The organism is Nonomuraea sp. NPDC000554 (assembly GCF_040300065.1).
Lineage (GTDB): Bacteria > Actinomycetota > Actinomycetes > Streptosporangiales > Streptosporangiaceae > Nonomuraea.
The window spans coordinates 105636-123599 of sequence record NZ_JBEPDC010000005.1 but is presented as its reverse complement, the minus strand read 5'-3'; the positions used below and the strand labels follow the sequence as shown (position 1 = coordinate 123599).

At 71.4% G+C, this 17964-nt stretch carries 19 protein-coding genes; 7 read left to right on the top strand and 12 right to left on the bottom strand.

Features of this window, described 5'->3' with window-relative positions; translation table 11 throughout:
- Positions 1-10 precede the first annotated feature (10 nt).
- Positions 11-850, bottom strand: coding sequence for a LysR family transcriptional regulator (locus tag ABT294_RS11825; protein WP_350805692.1), 840 nt, complete (start codon positions 848-850; stop codon positions 11-13).
- A gap of 91 nt (positions 851-941) precedes the next feature.
- Between ABT294_RS11825 and metE the strand changes: the two genes are divergently transcribed.
- Positions 942-3080 (top strand): 5-methyltetrahydropteroyltriglutamate--homocysteine S-methyltransferase, encoded by a 2139-nt coding sequence (metE, locus tag ABT294_RS11820; protein ID WP_350805320.1) that lies wholly within the window; start codon positions 942-944, stop codon positions 3078-3080.
- 5 nt (positions 3081-3085) lie between these two features.
- Here the strand turns inward: metE and ABT294_RS11815 are convergent, their stop codons facing one another.
- Positions 3086-4522 carry an MFS transporter gene (locus tag ABT294_RS11815; protein WP_350805318.1) on the bottom strand — a complete coding sequence of 479 codons (1437 nt, stop codon included), beginning with the start codon at positions 4520-4522 and terminating at the stop codon, positions 3086-3088.
- Positions 4523-4620: 98 nt separating this feature from the next.
- Here ABT294_RS11815 and ABT294_RS11810 point away from each other — a divergent pair, with 98 nt between their 5' ends.
- Complete coding sequence (locus ABT294_RS11810) at positions 4621-5082, top strand: MarR family winged helix-turn-helix transcriptional regulator (protein WP_350805317.1); 462 nt, start codon at positions 4621-4623, stop codon at positions 5080-5082.
- On the opposite strand, the gene ABT294_RS11805 is transcribed toward ABT294_RS11810, so the two are convergent.
- The 6 genes from ABT294_RS11805 to ABT294_RS11780 are packed head-to-tail and all read right to left on the bottom strand — an operon-like array spanning position 5070 to position 10541.
- Positions 5070-5624, bottom strand: a complete 555-nt coding sequence (locus ABT294_RS11805) for a GNAT family N-acetyltransferase (RefSeq protein ID WP_350805315.1) — start codon at positions 5622-5624, stop codon at positions 5070-5072. The genes ABT294_RS11810 and ABT294_RS11805 overlap by 13 nt on opposite strands.
- 50 nt (positions 5625-5674) lie before the next feature.
- Positions 5675-6592 (bottom strand): carbohydrate ABC transporter permease, encoded by a 918-nt coding sequence (locus ABT294_RS11800; RefSeq protein ID WP_350805313.1) that lies wholly within the window; start codon positions 6590-6592, stop codon positions 5675-5677.
- Positions 6592-7503, bottom strand: coding sequence for a carbohydrate ABC transporter permease (locus ABT294_RS11795; protein WP_350805311.1), 912 nt, complete (start codon positions 7501-7503; stop codon positions 6592-6594). Before ABT294_RS11795 ends, ABT294_RS11800 begins: the two co-directional genes overlap by 1 nt.
- Entirely contained in the window at positions 7503-8915 is a 1413-nt protein-coding gene (ngcE, locus tag ABT294_RS11790; RefSeq protein WP_350805309.1) for an N-acetylglucosamine/diacetylchitobiose ABC transporter substrate-binding protein, read from the bottom strand. The genes ABT294_RS11795 and ngcE overlap by 1 nt, the downstream gene beginning before the upstream one ends.
- A gap of 21 nt (positions 8916-8936) precedes the next feature.
- A complete protein-coding gene (locus tag ABT294_RS11785; protein WP_350805308.1) occupies positions 8937-9671 on the bottom strand; it encodes a sugar isomerase domain-containing protein in 735 nt (244 codons plus the stop codon).
- Positions 9672-10541 carry a MurR/RpiR family transcriptional regulator gene (locus ABT294_RS11780; RefSeq protein ID WP_350805307.1) on the bottom strand — a complete coding sequence of 290 codons (870 nt, stop codon included), beginning with the start codon at positions 10539-10541 and terminating at the stop codon, positions 9672-9674.
- A gap of 79 nt (positions 10542-10620) precedes the next feature.
- On the opposite strand from ABT294_RS11780, the gene ABT294_RS11775 reads away from it, so the two are divergent.
- Positions 10621-11607 carry an N-acetylglucosamine kinase gene (locus ABT294_RS11775; protein WP_350805305.1) on the top strand — a complete coding sequence of 329 codons (987 nt, stop codon included), beginning with the start codon at positions 10621-10623 and terminating at the stop codon, positions 11605-11607.
- 8 nt (positions 11608-11615) lie between these two features.
- On the opposite strand, the gene ABT294_RS11770 is transcribed toward ABT294_RS11775, so the two are convergent.
- The 3 genes from ABT294_RS11770 to ABT294_RS11760 form a co-directional block, all read right to left on the bottom strand.
- On the bottom strand, positions 11616-12521 hold the full coding sequence (locus ABT294_RS11770; RefSeq protein WP_350805304.1) for a hypothetical protein: 906 nt from the start codon (positions 12519-12521) through the stop codon (positions 11616-11618).
- Entirely contained in the window at positions 12518-13063 is a 546-nt protein-coding gene (locus ABT294_RS11765) for an RNA polymerase sigma factor (RefSeq protein WP_350805303.1), read from the bottom strand. The genes ABT294_RS11770 and ABT294_RS11765 overlap by 4 nt, the downstream gene beginning before the upstream one ends.
- 76 nt (positions 13064-13139) lie before the next feature.
- Positions 13140-14210 (bottom strand): thiolase C-terminal domain-containing protein, encoded by a 1071-nt coding sequence (locus ABT294_RS11760; RefSeq protein WP_350805301.1) that lies wholly within the window; start codon positions 14208-14210, stop codon positions 13140-13142.
- 229 nt (positions 14211-14439) lie between these two features.
- Here ABT294_RS11760 and ABT294_RS11755 point away from each other — a divergent pair, with 229 nt between their 5' ends.
- The 4 genes from ABT294_RS11755 to ABT294_RS11740 all read left to right on the top strand — a co-directional run bounded on the left by ABT294_RS11755 (position 14440) and on the right by ABT294_RS11740 (position 17198).
- The gene (locus tag ABT294_RS11755) at positions 14440-15288 is read left to right on the top strand and encodes a LysR family transcriptional regulator (RefSeq protein ID WP_350805300.1); all 849 of its coding nucleotides are present in this window, start codon (positions 14440-14442) and stop codon (positions 15286-15288) included.
- Between the two features lie 15 nt (positions 15289-15303).
- Positions 15304-15957, top strand: coding sequence for a MerR family transcriptional regulator (locus ABT294_RS11750; protein ID WP_350805298.1), 654 nt, complete (start codon positions 15304-15306; stop codon positions 15955-15957).
- Positions 15954-16331, top strand: a complete 378-nt coding sequence (locus ABT294_RS11745; protein WP_350805296.1) for a VOC family protein — start codon at positions 15954-15956, stop codon at positions 16329-16331. Before ABT294_RS11750 ends, ABT294_RS11745 begins: the two co-directional genes overlap by 4 nt.
- An 87-nt stretch (positions 16332-16418) precedes the next feature.
- A complete protein-coding gene (locus ABT294_RS11740) occupies positions 16419-17198 on the top strand; it encodes a metallophosphoesterase (protein ID WP_350805295.1) in 780 nt (259 codons plus the stop codon).
- Here the strand turns inward: ABT294_RS11740 and ABT294_RS11735 are convergent.
- A complete protein-coding gene (locus ABT294_RS11735; RefSeq protein ID WP_350805294.1) occupies positions 17188-17862 on the bottom strand; it encodes a ThuA domain-containing protein in 675 nt (224 codons plus the stop codon). The two genes, ABT294_RS11740 and ABT294_RS11735, sit on opposite strands and share 11 nt — an antisense overlap.
- Between the last annotated feature and the right edge of the window lie 102 nt (positions 17863-17964).

Genomic DNA, 17964 nt, shown 5'->3' with positions numbered 1-17964 from the left:
GCCACACGGCTCATCTGGTCCACAGCGCGTCCTGCACGGCCTGGACGAGCGCCATCAGCTCGGGCGTGACGCGCTCCTTCGACCAGGCCAGCGCGTACGTGATGCGCAGGCCGCCCGCGTCGAGCGGGACGAACCGCACGTCGTCGCGGCGCACGGTCCTGACCAGGAGCTGCGGGATGGGCAGCACGCCCGCACCCGCCGCCACCAGGTCGAGCGCCGCGGCGAAGTCGTCGTCGGCCACCATCCGCGCCCGGCCTGGAAGCCCCGGCCACGGGCGGCTGCCGGGGGTCAGCAGCACCTGCCCTGCCAGGTCCGGCGGCCCGACCCTGGGCCTGCCCTCCAGGGCGTGGCCGGCGGGCACGGCCAGGTGGTCCACCGTGACGTGGAACCTGGCCGCGGTGACGAACGCGGCGGGTGCCGGGGTGGCGAGGATCGCGGCCGACACCTCGCCGCCCGCCAGCGCCTTGGACGCGGCGCTCCGCCCCGCCACCGTGAGCTCGACTCCGATGGCCGGGGTCCGGCCCGCCAGCCGCCGCGCGATCCGTGCCGCGAGCGCGCCGACGAGCGGTGGATAAGCAAGGTGAATGATCGGCCGGGCGAGCCGGGCAGCTTCCGCCGAGAACGCGGTGGCGGACTCCAGCACCTGCTCGGCGTACGGCAGCAGCGCCCTGCCCTCGGCGGTGAGCCGCACCCGGTGCGCGTTCCGCTCGAAGAGCCGGACCCCGGCCGCGCGCTCCAGCCTGGTGATGGCCTGGCTCATGGCGGGCTGGGACATCCCCAGGTCGGCCGCGGCCCGCGAGAAGCTGAGCCGCCCGGCCACGCCCGCGAAGCACTGGATCTCCTTGAGCATAAGCGTCACCAATACATGGTGCACCAGATCACGACTGCTGGGCAGGATGCCTGCGTTCGATCCGCCCGCTGACGCAGGGAGCAAGAGTCTGATGTCCCGATTTCCCCAGTCCACCGTGCTCGGATACCCGAGGATCGGCCCGCGCAGGGAGCTGAAGCGGGCCCTGGAGTCGTACTGGGACGGCCACTCGACCCGCGAGGAGCTGGAGGCGGTGGGCGCCTCGCTCCGCGAGCAGACCTGGCGGCGGCTCGCCGCCCTGGGCCTGGACGGGCTGCCGAGCAACACGTTCTCGCTGTACGACCAGGTGCTGGACACGGCGGTGCTGCTGGGCGCGGTGCCCGCCCGCTACCTGGAGGCCACGGACCCGTACTTCGCGATGGCCCGGGGCACCGACGGGCTGGCGCCGCTGCGGATGACGAAGTGGTTCGACACGAACTACCACTACATCGTGCCGGAGATCACCTCAGAGACGGTGTTCAAGCTGGACGCGTCCAAGCCGCTCGGCGAGGTCCGGCAGGCGCGGGAGCTGGGGTTCGAGACCCGGCCGGTGGTGCTCGGGCCGGTGACGTTCCTGCTGCTCGGGTCGGCGCTGGACCGGCTGGACGAGGTGCTCGGCTGCTACGAGGAGCTGCTGGCGGCGCTGGCCGCCGAGGGCGTCGCCTGGGTGCAGCTCGACGAGCCGGCGCTGGTGGCCGACAGGACGTCGGAGGAACTCGCGGCGGTCGCCACCGCCTACGACCGGCTGGGGGCGTCGGCGAACCGGCCCGGACTGTTCGTCGCCTCCTACTTCGGCGGCCTGGGCGAGGCGCTGCCGGTGCTGGCCGCCACCCCGGTCGAGGCGATCGGCGTGGACCTGGTGCGCGGCGGGCCGGTTCCCGCGCTGCCCGGCAAGACCGTGGTGGCGGGCGTGGTCTCCGGGCGGGACGTGTGGCGGACCTCGCCCGAGCGGGCGCTGGCGGCGCTGCGGGCCGTGCGGGCCGAGCAGGTGGTGGTGAGCACGTCCTGCTCGCTGCTGCACGTGCCGTACGACGTGGAGGCGGAGCCGGGCCTCGACCCCGCGCTGCGGGCGCGGCTGGCGTTCGCGGAGCAGAAGGTGGCCGAGGTGGTGGAGCTGGCGCGCGCCGACTGGGACGGCGTCGCGCCCGCGGCGCCGCAGGCGACGGCGCCGTCCTCGGTGGCGGCGGAGTGGCGCGCCCCGTACGCGGAGCGGGCCGCCGCGCAGGCCGCGCACCTGCGGCTGCCCAAGCTGCCGATCACCACGATCGGGTCGTTCCCGCAGACCGGCGAGCTGCGTGCGGCCCGCGCGGCGGTGGTGGCGGGAACGCTCGCCGAGGCCGACTACGAGCGCCGGGTCGAGGCCGAGATCGAACAGGTCATCAGGCTGCAGGAGCGGCTCGGCCTGGACGTCCTGGTGCACGGCGAGCCCGAGCGCAACGACATGGTCCAGTACTTCGCCGAGCACCTCGACGGCTTCGCCGTGACGAGGAACGGCTGGGTCCAGTCGTACGGGTCGCGGTGCACCAGGCCGCCGATCCTGCACGGCGACGTCGGACGTCCTGAGCCGATCACCGTCCGGTGGGCCCGCTACGCGCAGTCGCTCACGGACAAGCCGGTCAAGGGCATGCTCACCGGTCCTGTCACGATCGTCGCCTGGTCGTTCGTCCGCGACGACCTGCCGCTGCGGGACGTGGTCCTCCAGGTGGCCGACGCGGTGCGGGACGAGGTGCGCGACCTGGAGGCCGCGGGCATCTCGATCATCCAGGTGGACGAGCCCGCGCTGCGCGAGCTGCTGCCGCTGCGCCGCGAGTCGCAGGCCGCGTACCTGGACTGGGCGGTGGCCGCCTACCGCAGGGCCACCTCGGGCGCCGGTGACCGCACCCAGATCCACACCCACCTGTGCTACTCCGACGCCGACCAGATCCTGGCCGCCATCGACGGCCTGGACGCCGACGTGACCACGATCGAGTCGGCCAGGTCGGGGGCGCGCATCCTGGACGCCGTCGGCACGTTCGGGCGCGGCCTGGGGCCCGGCGTCTACGACATCCACTCGCCCCGGGTGCCCGGCGCGGACGAGGTCGAGGGGCTGCTGCGCAGGACGCTGGGGGCGCTGCCCGCGGACCGCGTCTGGGTGAACCCGGACTGCGGCCTGAAGACCCGCACGTACGAGCAGGTGGAGTCGGCGCTGGCGAACGTGGTCGCCGCGACGCGACGGCTGCGCGCCGAGCTCTAGCTGTTCTAGCCCGTCGCCTCGGCCTCGGTCAGCGCGCTCTGCGCGTGGGCCGGCCGGTCGGACGCGGGGCGTCCCGGGATGGCCAGCACCAGCAGCGCGGCCAGCAGCGCGACGCCCCCGCCGATGACGAAGCCGGCCCGGAAGCCGTCCTCAGACGGCAGTGTCACCGGGCCGAGGTGGACGGTCATGTTGGCCAGCACCACGCCGATGACGGCGCTGGCCGTGGAGGTGCCGATCGAGCGCATCAGGCTGTTGAGGCCGTTGGCCGCGGCCGTCTCCGCGCGGGGCACGGCGCTCATGATGAGGGCCGGCATGGCCGCGTAGGCGAACCCGATGCCGGCGCTGACGACGGCCGAGAAGATCAGGATGCCCCACGTGCTGCCCATCAGGACGAGCGCCAGGGCGTAGCCGCAGGCGATGACGACCGCGCCGAGCAGCAGCGACACCTTGGGACCCCGCGTGGCGGACAGCCGCGCGGCCAGCGGCGAGACGGCCATCATGAACAGCCCGGCGGGGGCCATCCACAGGCCGGCCTCGACCATGGACCTGCCCAGGCCGTAACCGGTGGCCTCGGGCAGTTGCAGGAGCTGTGGCGTGATCAGCGACATGGCGAGCATGGCGAAGCCGATGACCACGGAGGCCAGGTTGGTCATCAGCACCTGGCGGCGCGCGCTGGTCCGCAGGTCCACCAGCGGGGCCGGGACCCGCAGCTCCCACCACCCCCACAGCAGCAGGACGACGGCCGAGGCGGCGAGCATGCCGAGGGTGACGGGGCTCGACCAGCCCCAGTTGCCGCCCTTGGACACGGGCAGCAGGAGCAGGATCAGGCCGGTCGACAGGCCGAGGGCGCCGACGGCGTCGAAGCGTCCAGCCGCCCTGACCGGGGATTCGGGGACGACCGCGAGCAGCAGGACGGTCATGAGCAGGCCGAGCCCGACCGAGCCCCAGAACAGCGCGTGCCAGCTGGCGTGCTGCGCGACGAGCGCGGCGGCGGGCAGGCCGAGCGCGCCGCCGACGCCGAGCGAGGAGCTCATCAGCCCGATGGCCGACCCCAGTTTCCGTGGCGGGAGGACGTCCCGCATGATGCTGATGCCGAGCGGGATCACGCCCATGCCGAAGCCCTGGAGTGCGCGCCCGGCGACCATGGGGGCCAGAGAGTTGGCGGGGGCGCACACCAGGGAGCCGAGGGCGAGCAGCAGCGCGCTCGCCACCATCACCCGGCGCTTGCCGTAGAGGTCGCCGAGCCGCCCGGCGACGGGGGTGGCCACCGCGCCCGCCAGGAGGGTGGCGGTGATGGCCCACGACGCGTTGGCCGCGCTGGTGTTCAGCAGCTTCGGCAGGCTCGCGATCAGGGGGACGATCAGGGTCTGCATCAGCGAGACGAGGATCCCCGCCGCTGCCAGCACGCTGACGATGGCCCCGCTGCGAGGTGCGGCGTCCATGCGCTCTCCGTTCACCCGCGGGCCGTATGTATCATGCACAAGATATGTATCTTACACATCGCTCTCGCGGGATACGCTGACGCCGGAAGGAGGCCCGCGTGCGCGAAGAGATCGTCGGCATCGAGCGCGAGCTCATGCTCATCGGCCGTCACTCGGCGATGGCGACGCTGCGCGCGAAACAGCACGAGGGGCGGCTGGAACGCAGCACGTACATCCTCCTCAGGCGGCTGGAGGCCGAGGGGCCCATGTCGATCGGGCAACTGGCCCAGGCGTTCGGCCTCGACACGTCCACCGTCAACCGGCAGACCGCGGTGCTGCTGCGCTCGGGGCTCGCCGAGCGCATCCCCGACCCCGATGGAGGGCTGGCCCGTAAGCTGCGCATCACCGACGAGGGGCTGCGGCATATGCGGCAGGAGTGCGCCCTGATCCTCGACGGCCTGGCCAAGGTGCTCGCCGACTGGACTCCCGCGGAACTGGCCTCCTTCGCCGAGGGCCTGGCCCACTTCAACGCCAGCATCGGCGCGCCGCAGGACTGCCGGCCCGCCGATCAGTCGCCGTAGCGGGCGGCGAACTCCTCGACGGTCATGCCGAACAGCACCTCGTCGTCGTAGCGTCCGGCGGCGAAGCGGCTGCGCCTGCGCACGCCCTCCTGCACGAAGCCGAGCCTGCGGTGCAGCGCCAGCGACGCGGCGTTGGACGCGTACACCCACGCCTCCGCCTTCTGGAAGCGCCGCTCACCGAACATGTAGCGGAACAGCAGCACGACGGCCTCGCCGGCGTACCCCTTGCGGTGGTGCGGCCTGCCGACGGCGATGCCGTAGCAGAACGTGCCGGCGTGGCGGTCGACCTCGTGCGTGTTGATCATCCCGACGGCCGCGTTACCGTCCCGGGTGGCGATCGCCAGCCGGACCTCGTCGAGATCCGGATCCTCGGCGGCCAGCTCGGCCGCCCACTTCCTGGCCCGCTCCGCCGAGGTGGGCGGGTGCAGCCGGTGGCCGTTCCGCACGTCGTCGGAGTACTCCTCGAAGGAGTGGAACGCCTCCCAGTCCTCCGGCTCCACGGCCCGCAGCCGGACCCGCTCCCCCACCCATGCGGACGTCATGCCCAGCAGCAAAGCAGACGCTTTCCCCGGCCGCGAACGGTTTTCCGCGGCTACTTGAGCGCGCCCGCCGTCAGCCCCGACTGGATCTGCCGCTGGAAGACCGAGTAGACGACCAGCATGGGCAGGATCGCCAGGGTGAGGGCGGCGAAGAGGGCCGACCAGTCCTGGTCGTAGCCCGCGGCTGTGGAGATGTCGGCGATGCCCTGCGTGAGCACCCACTTGTCGCGTTCCTGGAGAAGCACGAGCGGGAGCTGGTACTGGTTCCACTGGCCCAGGATGTTGAAGATGGTGACGCTGATCAGGCCCGGCCTGGCCATGGGAAGCATGATCTGGAAGAAGACCCGCGTGTGGGAGGCGCCGTCGACCATGGCCGCCTCCGCCACCGCCGTCGGCAGGGTGCGGAAGAAGGCCGCCAGGAAGAAGACGGTGAAAGGCATCGAGTACGCGATGTAGACCAGCACCAGGCCCGCGTGGGTGTTCAGGCCGATGAAGGGCCCGATGAGCGGGACGTTGCCCATGTTCTGCACCACGAAGAAGAGCGGTGTCAGGGCGAGGTAGACCGGGAACGCCAGCCCGGAGACGAACATCAGGTAGATCGCCCGGTTCGCGCGGAACGGGTAGCGCGCCAGGACGTAGGCGGCCATCGACCCGACCAGCATCGTTCCGGACACGCTGAACGCGACCACGATGACGCTGTTGAGCGTGTACTGCCCGATGTGCGCCTGATTCCAGGCCCTGGCGAAGTTGTCCCAGCGCAGCGTGGCCGGCAGCGACCAGGCGTCGCCGAAGATCTCGTCCTCGCTCTTGACCGAGGCCAGGAACGTCCACAGGATCGGCACCGCGACCAGCACGGTCCACAGCAGCAGCGCGACGTGCGTGAGGACCGACAGGGGGCCGAGCCGCCTCCTGCGCTCCTCACGGGCGAGCTTGCGCGAGTTCGCCACCGTCCAGGAGGTCGTGGTCGTCATCAGTACTCGATTCGTTCGCGCCGCGAGAGGCGCAGCGAGAGGATCGCGAAGCCGACGGTGAACAGGAACATCACCACGCCCAGGGCCGAGGCGTAGCCGAAGCGGAAGTAGCTGAACGCGTTGCGGTAGATCTCGGCGGCCATCACGGTGGTGGAGAAGTCGGGCCCGCCGTGCTGGTCGGTCATCACCCAGACGATCGCGAAGACGTCGAGGGCGATGATGCCGAGGTAGACCCAGGCCACCTGGACGGTGTCCCAGAGCAGGGGCAGCGTGATGCGGAAGAACAGGCTCAGCCGGCCCGCGCCGTCGATCTGCGCCGCCTCGAACATGTCCTTCGGGATGGACGCCAGCCCGGCCGAGAACAGCACCACGTAGAAGCCGACCGCCTGCCAGACCATCACGCCGAGCACCGACCAGAAGGCGATGTCCGGGTTCGACAGAAACCCGATCGGCTTGACGCCCAGCGTCATCAGCGGCCCGTTCAGCATGCCGCTGCCGTCCGGACGGAACACCTGCTGGAACAGCACGGCCACCACCGCGACGGACAGCACCTGCGGGAAGAAGAACACCACCCGGTAGAACTTGGAACCCCTGATCCCGCGCACGCCCTGCCCGGCGCCACCCACGTTGAGGAGGTAGGCGAAGAACAGGGCGATCACGATCGTCAGCAGCGGCAGGAGCACGAGCAGCGCGGCGTTGTGCGTGACGGCCTTCCAGAAGATCCCGTCGCCGAACAGCCGCTGGAAGTTCTCCAGGCCGATGAACTCGGGGGTGGCGGTGACGCCGCGCCAGTTGGTCGTCGCGATGTAGAACGCCTGGACGTACGGCGAGATCACGTAGATGAGGTAGAGCGCCACCGGGGCTGCCAGGAACGCGGTGATGAACAGCCCACGGCGGTAGCGGTTGTACATCAGCGCTTGAACTTCTTGATCGAAGAGTCCTTCTTGACCTCGTCGGCCTTCTTCTGCAGGCGCTCCAGGTACTTGTCGGGCGTGAGGCCGCCTGTCATCAGCTCGCCCGTGGCGGCGATGGCCTCGTCCTTCATCTGGAGGTACCACCTGTCCCAGCGGAAGTACACGGTGTTGGTGCCCGCGTCGGCCAGAGCCTTGGTAGCGCTCTGGACGCCAGGCGACAGGGTTCGCCCCTCGCCCGCGCCCTTGACCACCGACACGGTCCGCACCAGCTCGCTGAAGTCGCCCGCCGCCTTCTTCGACAGCATGGCACGCAGGTACTCCATGCCCGCCTGCGGGTTGGCGGCCTTCGCCGGGACGATGAACGTCTCGCCGGGCTGGGAACGCAGCGTGCCGTAGGGCATCTTGTCCGAGCCGGTGAAGTCCGGTAGCGGGAACATGCCGTACTCGAAGTCAGCCGGAGTAGTGGTCTTCTGCTCGTTCTCCAGCCAGGAGCCGTTGGGCAGCATGGCGACCTGGTACTTGTTCTGCGCCGTCTGAGTCTGCACGTGGTCGAGACCAGTGGTGCCCTGCATGAGGTACTTGGCGCCGACCTCGGCCCAGGCGGTGGCCGACTGCTTCATCGCCTCGGTGGTCCAGGCGCCGTCCTCGAGGTTGTCGATGTTGACCAGCACCTCGGCTCCGCCGATCTTCGCGGCCATCGTCAGCAGCGGATCGTAGAGATACTGCGGGAACTTCCCCGCGTAGGTGAAGGGCGCCATCTTGCCGGACTTCTTGATCGTCTCGCAGAGCTTGAGGAACTCATCCCAGGTCTTGGGCACGGTCCAGCCGTTGTCCTTGAAGACTTTCTGCGAGTACCAGATGCCGAAGATGTAGTTCACATAGCCGAGCACCCCGAACTTGCCGTCGTAGGTCCCGTACTCGATGACGATGGGGTCGAGCGTGTCCCTGACCTTGACGTTGGGATCGTCCCAGGTGGGCGCGTCGAGGAGGGGGCCGAGGTCCTGGAGCTGGCCGTCCTGGGCGAGGGCGCCGAAGTCCATGGCGTTCGCGCCGGAGTTGTCGATCACGTCGGGCGGGTTGCCGCCCGCGAAGCGCGGCTGCAGGACCTTGGTGATCTCCTTGGTGGCGTTGTGCTTGATCTCCACCTTCGGATACTTGGTCTTGAACAGCGGCTCGTGGATGTCCTTGGCGTAGGCGTTGCCGAAGCCGCCGTCGAAGATCCAGATCTCCAGCGGCTTGTCGGCGGCGACACCGAAGGGGTTGGCCGCGCTGGTCGCGACCGGCGCGGCCGACGACGAGGCGGGCGCCTTGGAGGCGGGGGTGGCGCACGCGGCCAGCGCGCCCGCCACCGGGACCAACGCGGCTCCGCGAAGGAGCTCACGACGGGTGATGCGGGGGGTGTTCGGCATTATGACTACTCCTGACTTATGTCAAGCTCCACGTCTGATCCGCCCTGCGTAACGGCTCTCCAGGGCTCTGTTGTGCTCGTCGCCGCCGGCCACGTTGGCCGACAGGTAGATGGGCGGCGTCTCGCCGAGCGCCACGAGGCTGTCGACCGCCTCGGTGACCATCATCTGGGCGAGCAGCGCCGAAGTGATCGTCGAGACCGCGCCGTAACTGCCGCCGCCCGGCAGCTCGAGGATCGCGTCGCCGTACGGCGCGCCGTTGTCCAGCACGACGTCGGCCAGGTCGAGCAGCTTGGCGCCGGACGGGTGGCGCGAGGTCATCTGGGTGCTGTGCTGGACCGAGGTCAGCGCGATCAGCGGGTGGCCGCGCTCCTTGACGATCCTGGCCAGCTCGACGACCGTGCCGTTCACGCCCGAGCTGGAGATGAGCACGAACAGGTCCTGCGGCTCGACGGGCGCCAGGTCGTAGATCCGCTGGGCCACCGCGGGGTCGCGCTCCAGCTCCGGGGTGAGCACGCTCGGCGGCTGCCCCCCGTACAGGACGAGGTCGCGCGGCGACAGCCGGTTGCTCGGCACGAGGCCGCCGGCCCGTCCGGCGATCTCCATGGCGATGGCCTCGGAGTGGCCGGAGCCGAAGGCGTTCACCACGCCGCCCGTCCTCAGCGACTCGACGAGCAGCGCCGCGGCCCGCCCCACCTGCTCACGCTGCGTCTCCGCGACCTCGCCGGCCAGCCGCAGCACCTGGGATGCGTACGTCATTCAGCCTCTCTCCACCCGATGACTCTCCACGGCGCTGATCGTGAGCTCGAACGCCTCGTTCGTACGCTCGTATGTGCGTTGGGCGACCGCCACGTAAACCGCGTCGAGCACGAACAGCTGCGAGTGGACGGCGGCCAGGCCGCCGAGTCTGAACGTCGTCTCCCTGCTGGCCGTGGTCAGCACCAGGTCGGCCAGCTCGGCGAGGGGAGAGCGGGCGAAGGACGTGACCGCGACCGTGGTCGCCCCGTGGCTGCCCGCCTCGGCGATCGCCTCCATGACCTCGCGGGTGCGTCCGCGGTGGCTGATGCCGATCGCGACGTCGCCCGCGCCGAGCAGGGCGGCCTCCGACAGCGCCACGTGCGCGTCGCCCGCGCTCCAGCCGGGGACGCCGATGCGGCGCAACCGCCCTTCGAGCATGGTGGCGACGTTCCCGCTGGTGGAGACGCCGACCAGGAGCACCCTGGGCGCGGCCACGATGGCGTCGGCCACCTGGGCGACGATGCCGGAGTCGAGCTGGGCGGCGGTGTCCTGGATGAGCCTGGCGTCGGCGGCGGCCATCACCTCGATCGCGGAGTCGAGCGGGTCGTCGGGGCCGATCTCGTGCCCGACGCCCGCGCCCCAGCCCGCCTGCGCGGCCCTGCCCGTCTCGGTCGCCAGCGCGACCCGCAGCTCGGCGTAGCCGGAGAAGCCGAAAGCCCGGCAGAACCGGGTCACGGTGGCGGGCGAGCTGCCCGCCCGTTCGGCGAGCGCGATGATCGTTGATCGGGCGGCTTCGGCGGGATCGCCGAGGATCACCTCGCCTACCCGGCGCAGCGCCTCCGGCAAGCCGGGCAACTCCGTCTCGACGCGCCCGAGAGCTCCTGAAGTCACGAATATTCCTTCCGAATACTCGGTCTTCTGGCGAAAATTATTCTTGCTTCCTGGTCACGTCAACCCCCAAAATCGGACCGTGACTAACTCGTTGGTCGTCGGAGTTGACGCCGGCGCGACCTCCACCCGCGTCGCGGTCCACGCTCTCGACGGCACTCGGGTCGGCTACGCCCGCGCGGGCGCGGGCAATCCCACCGCCCACGGGCTGGCCAAGGCGGTGGGCGCCATCGCCGAGGCTCTCGGGCAGGCGCTCGGCTCGCACGACGGGTCGCGGGTCGTCGCGTCCCTGGCGGGCGTGGCGGGCACGGTCGAGGCGCTGGAACCCGAGCTGGCCAAGGTCTGGGGCGAGCATGGCATCGCCGTGGGGCCCCGGGTCACGAAAGACGTGCCGATCGCGTACGTCGCGGGCTCCCCCGCGCCGGAGGGGTCGCTGCTGCTGTCGGGCACCGGCGCGGTGGCCGCCAGGATCTCCGGCTTCCAGCTGGCCGCCATCGCCGACGGGCTGGGCTGGCTGCTCGGCGACGAGGGGTCCGGCTTCTGGATCGGCCGGGAGGCGGCCAAGGCGGCCGTCGCCGCGCTCGACCGCGGCCCTGCTGCGGGCCCCACCGGCCCCCGTGGCATCGCCGCGGAAGGGGCTGCGGCGGGCCTACTGGTGGAGCTGGTCGTGGACCACTTCCTGGGCGCCGAGCGCGGCCCCACCCCGCGCAAGGACGCCGACCGGGTGGTGCGGCTCGCGCAGGCCGACCACATGCGGCTGGCCGCCCTGTCGGCGCTGGTCAGCAGGGCCGCCTCGGAGGGCGACCCGCTGGCGCTGGACATCGTCCAGCGGGCGGCGGGGCACCTGGTGGCCACCGTCAGGCGGGTCCGCGTCGCGGGCCCGGTGGTGCTCGCGGGCAGCGTCCTGACCAGCGAGGGGCCGGTGCGGCAGGCCGTGCGCGAGCTGCTCGGCGACGTCACCGTGACGACCGCCCAGGACGGGGCGGGCGCGGCGGCCTGGCTGGCCGCCCGAACGCTCCTCGACCCGCGAGAGGCCGAAAAGCTCCACCCACGCTTCGTCGGCCGCTGAAGAGGCGGTCAGTCCATGTCGTCGGGCTTGTGGCCGCCGTAGACGGGGTTCTTGGGCAGGCGCTCCTTGGTCACCAGCAGGCGGACGACGCCCGCCTCCTCCGCCTCGGCCTCCCAGACGATCCAGTCGTCCCCCACCTGGGCCGGCTGCCGCTTCGGGTCGACGCCGTAGCCGCTGCCGCCCGGGCCGGGCTCGATGACCTGGAAGACCGCCTTCAGACCCCGCCTGCGGACCTCTGCCAGGACCTCCCCCACGGTGCGCCCGTCCGCGCGGTACCCGGCGAGCATCCCGCCCTTGCGGCTGGCCGGCCCGGCGTCCTGGTACTTCTCGCCGGGCTTCGCCGCCCTGCCCAGGCTGATGACGCCCTTGCCGATGAATCCGCGATCCACGGTGACGGCGAGGGAGCATCCGGCCTGGCCCAGCGTGCACCCGTCCGGCTCCGAGCCGCCGCCGATGCCCTTGCCGTTGTCCACGGTTCCCTCGAAGCCCATCCGGACGACCTGGCCGACTCTGGGCGGGGAGACGGGAACGAGATTCAGCCCCACGTCCAGGCCCACCGCCTTGAAGGCCTCGGCGTACAGGGCATGGTCGGCGTACGGGTCCTTCACCCTGGCCACCCAGGTGTCGCCGCGCAGCTCGATGTCGATGGCGGAGTTGGCGTAGGAGGTGGCGGTGCCCTCGCCGTCCGTCAGCAGGCTGGGGCCGACGACGGCCGCGGCCGCCAGCGCGGCGGTCGCGACGAGCCCCACGACGAACCGCCGTGTCCGGCGCGGCGCCCTCGGTCGCGGTACGGGATCGCCGGCGGTGATCTCCTCGGTGACGATGGCCTCAAGCAGCGCCCGCGCCCCCGCGCCGGACGCCCGCCCGGCCAGTTCGCGGTCGCTGACCCTGGCGAGATGGTTCAGCTCGTTCATACGGACTCCACAGCGAAGCGATTGGCGGTACCCCCGGTGCCCCCGGCGCCGTCGAGCGCCTTGGCGAAGCGCTTGCGGGCGCGGTGGAGGCGGATGCGGACGGCGTTGCGCGAGCAGTCCAGGACCTTGGCGACCTGGCCGTGGTCGAGCCCCTCCCAGGCGACGAGCGTCAGCAGCTCCCGGTCGTCCTCGCACAGCTCGCGGAAGGCCGCGGCGATCGCGCTCACATCGTGGCCGCCGTCCTCGGGGGGACGCAGGTAGAGGTCGGCGAGGTCGGTGTCGAGCGGCATGTTCCTCGCGCGGTGCCTGTCGAGGCCGCGGCGGTGGTTGGCCAGGACGTTCCTGGCCACGCCGTACAGCCAGAGCCGGGCCTCGTCGCCGCGCGGGAGGGTGTCGACGCGGCGCCAGGCGATGGCGAACGTCTCGGCCACCACGTCGGCCGCGTCCTCGGGCGACTCGCAGCGCCGGACGGCATATCCGAGGATCCGCTCATATGTCTGTATATAGACGGCCTCGAACCGGGTCGTCCGGTCGTCATCCACGGGCGGTTCCCATGGTCGACCTCCTCTTTCGGGGGATAACGGACACCCTCTTCATGTCGGCCGACCCCCGAGCATTTCACGCCACGAGCAGCGCCGCGCTCCCGAAGCTGCCGCCGAACCCGGTCACGAGCGCCACCTCGCGGCCGTCCCGCAGCTCGCGGACCGCCTGGGCGACGTTGTTCAACCCGTGCACGTAGCCCTCCGACAGCAGGCCGCCGTGCGGGTTCACCCAGGCGTGCCGCCGTTCCAGCAGGTACGCGCCGAGGTCCGCCCGCCCCACCAGGCCGAAGTCCTCCAGCTGGCGCGGCACGAGCCAGGAGTAGGCGTCGTACGGCAGCGCCACGTCCACATCGGACGGCCGCATGCCCGACGCCTCCCACAGCATGGGCGCCACGTACGCGGAGAAGATCGCGGTGACGTCGGGCGAGCGGTCCATCGCCGAGCAGCCGGGCCCGCCGCCGCGCACGACCGCGTGGACGCGCGGGCCGCCGAGCACGCCGCTGACGACGAGCGCGCAGGCGCCGTCGGTCTCCTGGCAGCAGTCGGCGGTGCGCAGCGGCGTGCAGACGTACGGCTTGGCCAGATACTCGTCGAACGCGAGCGGTTCCCGGCGCAGGGCCCTGGGGTTGGTCGCGGCGTTGTCGCGCGACTGGGCGACGACGGCGTGCAGGTGCTCCTCGGTCAGGGACGTCTCGTGCAGGTAGCGGGTGGCCGCGAGGGCGAACAGCGGGATCGGTCCCGCCAGACCGTAGGTGAACCGCTCCTGGGCGCCGGTGGAGACGGCCGTCATGCGCTTGCCGGAGCGGCCGTTGAGCGCCCTATAGATAACGATATTTCGCGCCAAACCGGCGTGTATCAGCATTGCTGCGTCGCCCAGGATGGACGCCGCCTGCGTGCCTCCCCCGGCGATGTCGTTGTGCCAGCCGAGCCGCTCGATCCCCAGCGCCCTGGCGACCTGGGTGACGGGGGCGGAGTCGTTCAGGTGGTAGCTGAGCACGGCGTCGGCCTCCGTGGGGGCGATGCCCGCGTCGGCGCAGGCCGCCCGGCACGCCTCGACGGCCAGGTCCAGCTCGCTCCTGCCGGACTCGCGGGTCAGCGCGGTCATCCCGATCCCGGCCACCGCCGCACGCCCGGCGAACGGCTGCATCCCGCCTCCCTCCCCGGGCATCCGCGCCCCGTCCGGCGGGCGGCCACGGCGCTCGCCTGTCACGGTAACCGGACACCCTGAAACGGACAAGCGCTTGCTTGACAAGGTGGGGCGGAACTCGAAGATCGTCACTCGATGGCAACCAAACCGGTTCGCGGCGGATATCCCGTTCCACGGCGGTCAGATGCGATCATCCGATAGCCCATCCCCCATCATCCCGAGGTGAGCGATGGATCTCCGCCACGTCCGGTACGCGATCGCGATCGCCCACGCGGGCAGCCTGCGCCGCGCCTCCACCGTGCTCCGCATCGCCCAGCCCACGCTGTCGGAGCAGCTCAGATCCCTGGAGAAGGAGATCGGCGTCGAGCTGTTCACCCGTTCCTCCAGCGGGGTCCGCCTCACCGAGGCGGGCGAGGCGTTCCTGGCCCAGGCGACCGTGGCCGTCGACGCCTTCGAGCGGGCCGTCTCCGCCGCTCGCGGCAAGGGCCAGACCGCCAGGCTGGGCGTCGCGGACGGGCTCGGCGACGTGGCGGCCCGCCTGCTGTCACAGCTCCAGGGGTCGCGCCTGCGCGTCGCCCCGATGAGCACGGCGGAGCAGATCATCTCCATCATGGACGGAACCTTGCAGGCCGGACTCGGGTACGCCCCCGGCTCGCTCGCCCGGGGCGTCGCCCGCATGCTCGTCCACCGCTCTCCCGTCCGCGCCCTCCTGCCCGGCGCCCACGCGCTGGCCGCGGGCGGGACGGTGAGCCTCGCGGACCTGGCGTCGGAGCCGCTCGTCATGCCGGAGTCGGACGCCGTGGCGGGCGCCCGCCGCTACCTCGAAGGCTTCGTCCGGCACGGGCTGCATCCCCGGCTCGGGCCCGGAGCGGCGACCCACGACCTGGCGATCACCATGGTCGAGGCGGGCGCCGGGTACACCCTGTCGGTCAGGGAGGGCGTCTGCGTCCCCGAGGGGCTGGCGTTCCTGCCGATCGCCGAGGACGTGCCGCCGATCGAGGTGGTCTTCCTCTGGAACCGCCAGTCCGACGTGCACGAACTCGTCAGCGCCGCCCGCCATCTCGCCCGTGCTGGATAGCGCTATTATCTATCGATGCGCATCTCCGAGCTGAGCGCCGAGTCCGGTGTGGCGATCCCAACGATCAAGTACTACCTCCGCGAGGGCCTGCTCCACCAAGGGGAACAGGTGGCGGCCACGCGGGCCGAGTACGGCGACTCCCACCTGCGCAGACTCCGCCTCATCAGGGCCCTGCTGGAGGTGGGCAGGCTGCCCGTCGCGTCCATCAAGAAGATCATCAAGGCTGTGGAGGACGAGTCGATGCCCGTCCACTACATGCTGGGCACCGCCCACTACGCGCTCGCGCCCGCCGTCCAGCCCGAGCCCGGCCCCGAATGGGACTCCGCCCGCGCCCAGGTCGACGACCTCCTCACCGGCCTCGGCTGGAGCGTCGACCAGCAGGCGCCCGCCAGGGACGAGCTGGCCCAGACTCTCGTCAGGATGCGCCAGCTCGGCCTGTCGACCGACCTGTCGCCGTACGCCGAGGCGGCGTACCGGCTGGTCTCGGAGGTCGACATGCACACCATCCCGTACGACGGGCCGCGCGACACGGCTGTGGAAGCACTGGTGCTGGGTACGGTCCTGTACGGCAGAGCGTTCGACGCGCTGCGCCGCCTGGCCCAGGAGTCGGAGTCAGCACGCATCCTGTCGCCGGGCTCACCGCGATCGCAGACAGGAGCCGAGCCGTGACCGCACAACTGAACCACACCATCCTCGAGGCCACCGACCGCGACGGCACCGCCGCCTTCCTGGCGGACCTCCTCGGGCTGGAACCCGCGCCGGTCTACGGCCCGTTCCGGGTCGTCGAGCTGGGCAACGGCGTCTCCCTGGACGTCTTGCAGGCCGACGGTCCGGTGCACGCCCAGCACTACGCCTTCCTGGTCACCGAGGAGGAGTTCGACCAGATCTGGGGAAGGATCAAGGAGCGCGGCCTGCCCTTCTGGGCCGACCCCCACCACGGCGCCGCGGGTGAGATCAACACCAACGACGGCGGGCGCGGACTGTACTGGTCGGACCCGAACGGGCACAACCTGGAGATCATCACCCGCCCGTACGGCGGCTGACCGCCTTCAGGGCGAGCAGGAGCGACCGCCCGCGGCGGTTGACAAATTCGGTTGTCCGTCGCAGCCGGTCCTCGTCATGATCGGCGTATGAGATTCGCGCTCGTCGGCGACATCCACGCCGCCTTCGCCAAGGCCGACGCCCTCGTCCGGCGGCACGTCGGCCCCGTCGACGCCATCTTCAGCGTCGGCGACGCCGAGCCGAACAGGACGGTGGCCGACAGCCTCGGGGTCGGCGGGCCCGCCAAGCACCGCAAGGTCGGCGACTTCCCGGGGTACGCGGCGGGCCACCGCACGATGAGCGCTCCCGTTCACTTCATCGGCGGCAACCACGAGCCCTGGCCCGCGCTCGACGCGCAGGGGCCCGGCGAGTGGGCGCCCGGGTTCCACTTCCTCGGCCGTTCCGGGGTGACCCAGGTCGCCGGGCTCCAGGTCGCCTTCCTGTCGGGCATCTACTCGCGGCACTTCAGCGACCCCCAGGAGCCGCCCCCGATCACGCCGGAGCGGCTCAAGGAGTACGGCTACTTCACCAGGCCGCACGTCGAGCGCCTGCTCGACCAGGCGCAGGGCAAGCGCATCGACCTGCTCATCACGCACGAGTGGCCGTCCGGGCTCTCCTACCTGCACCACGGCAGGATCCCCGTCGGCCGGGACGACATCCGCGCGCTGACGGACCTGCTCGCGCCCCAGGTCCACGTCTGCGGCCACATGCACGCGCCGTTCAGGGAACGGGTCGGCGCCACGCAGGTGATCTGCCTGTCGCAGGTCCTCAAGGGCGCCGACGCCGTGGCGGCGCTCGAACTCGCTCCCGACGGCACCCTCGCGGAGGTCCCGCTGGCCGGGTCCGGCGCCGCCCCTGTCAGTCGGTGACGGTGACCGGGCGCTTGAGCAGCCACAGGGCCGCCCGTCGCAGCAAGGTCCGGTGGATCTCGTTGTCGTAGGACCTCGTGTCGTGGCCCAGCGCGTCGTACACGACCCTGCCCCTCCGCACCGGGCGCGCCCACACCAGGGGCTGACCGTTCGACGACGCGAGCGGTTCCACGTCCGGCAGGACGTCCAGGTCGCTGTAGACCTCGTCCACCAGGTCGAAGTCCCGCAGGCCCGCCACGATCGGGTGGTCGCCGTGCACGCGGACTCCCGTCCAGCCCAGGGGCGGATGGTGCGAGGTGGGCCAGGTCCAGCAGCCGCCGAGGACCCGGGGCCAGCCCTGCCAGTCGTCGAAGCAGATCGAGGCCGCGTGCATGCACAGCAGGCCGCCGCCCCGGTCCAGGTGGTCGAGCAGGGTGGTGCGGGCCTGCGCGGGTAACGCGAAGCGCCATTGCGCGCGGAGGCCGTCGAAGCGGTCCAGGTCCATCTGCCACCGCAGCGCGTTGACGGTGATCAGCTGGACCTCCGACGGCTCGCTGAGCGCCCCGGCGATGTCCTCGGTGATGTCCGACTCGATGCCCACCTCGGCCAGCACGTCCGCGAGCGCGGCTGAGGTGGCGTCGAAGTCGTGGAACGGCCCTCCCGAAAGGATCAGATTTCTCGCCACGGCTCAACCACATCACGGTTATCACCACATTTCTACCCGTCAGCTGTCACATCGGACGTCCCTCGCCCGTCCTCTTCCCAGCCAAGGCCCCACAGAGGAGTG

Coding starts and splice junctions, on each gene's coding strand:
- ABT294_RS11825 (WP_350805692.1), bottom strand. CDS start 850: ATGCTCAAGGAGATCCAGTGCTTCGCGGGCGTGGCCGGGCGGCTCAGC.
- metE (WP_350805320.1), top strand. CDS start 942: ATGTCCCGATTTCCCCAGTCCACCGTGCTCGGATACCCGAGGATCGGC.
- ABT294_RS11815 (WP_350805318.1), bottom strand. CDS start 4,522: ATGGACGCCGCACCTCGCAGCGGGGCCATCGTCAGCGTGCTGGCAGCG.
- ABT294_RS11805 (WP_350805315.1), bottom strand. CDS start 5,624: ATGACGTCCGCATGGGTGGGGGAGCGGGTCCGGCTGCGGGCCGTGGAG.
- ABT294_RS11800 (WP_350805313.1), bottom strand. CDS start 6,592: ATGACGACCACGACCTCCTGGACGGTGGCGAACTCGCGCAAGCTCGCC.
- ABT294_RS11795 (WP_350805311.1), bottom strand. CDS start 7,503: ATGTACAACCGCTACCGCCGTGGGCTGTTCATCACCGCGTTCCTGGCA.
- ngcE (WP_350805309.1), bottom strand. CDS start 8,915: ATGCCGAACACCCCCCGCATCACCCGTCGTGAGCTCCTTCGCGGAGCC.
- ABT294_RS11785 (WP_350805308.1), bottom strand. CDS start 9,671: ATGACGTACGCATCCCAGGTGCTGCGGCTGGCCGGCGAGGTCGCGGAG.
- ABT294_RS11770 (WP_350805304.1), bottom strand. CDS start 12,521: ATGAACGAGCTGAACCATCTCGCCAGGGTCAGCGACCGCGAACTGGCC.
- ABT294_RS11760 (WP_350805301.1), bottom strand. CDS start 14,210: ATGCAGCCGTTCGCCGGGCGTGCGGCGGTGGCCGGGATCGGGATGACC.
- ABT294_RS11755 (WP_350805300.1), top strand. CDS start 14,440: ATGGATCTCCGCCACGTCCGGTACGCGATCGCGATCGCCCACGCGGGC.
- ABT294_RS11750 (WP_350805298.1), top strand. CDS start 15,304: ATGCGCATCTCCGAGCTGAGCGCCGAGTCCGGTGTGGCGATCCCAACG.
- ABT294_RS11740 (WP_350805295.1), top strand. CDS start 16,419: ATGAGATTCGCGCTCGTCGGCGACATCCACGCCGCCTTCGCCAAGGCC.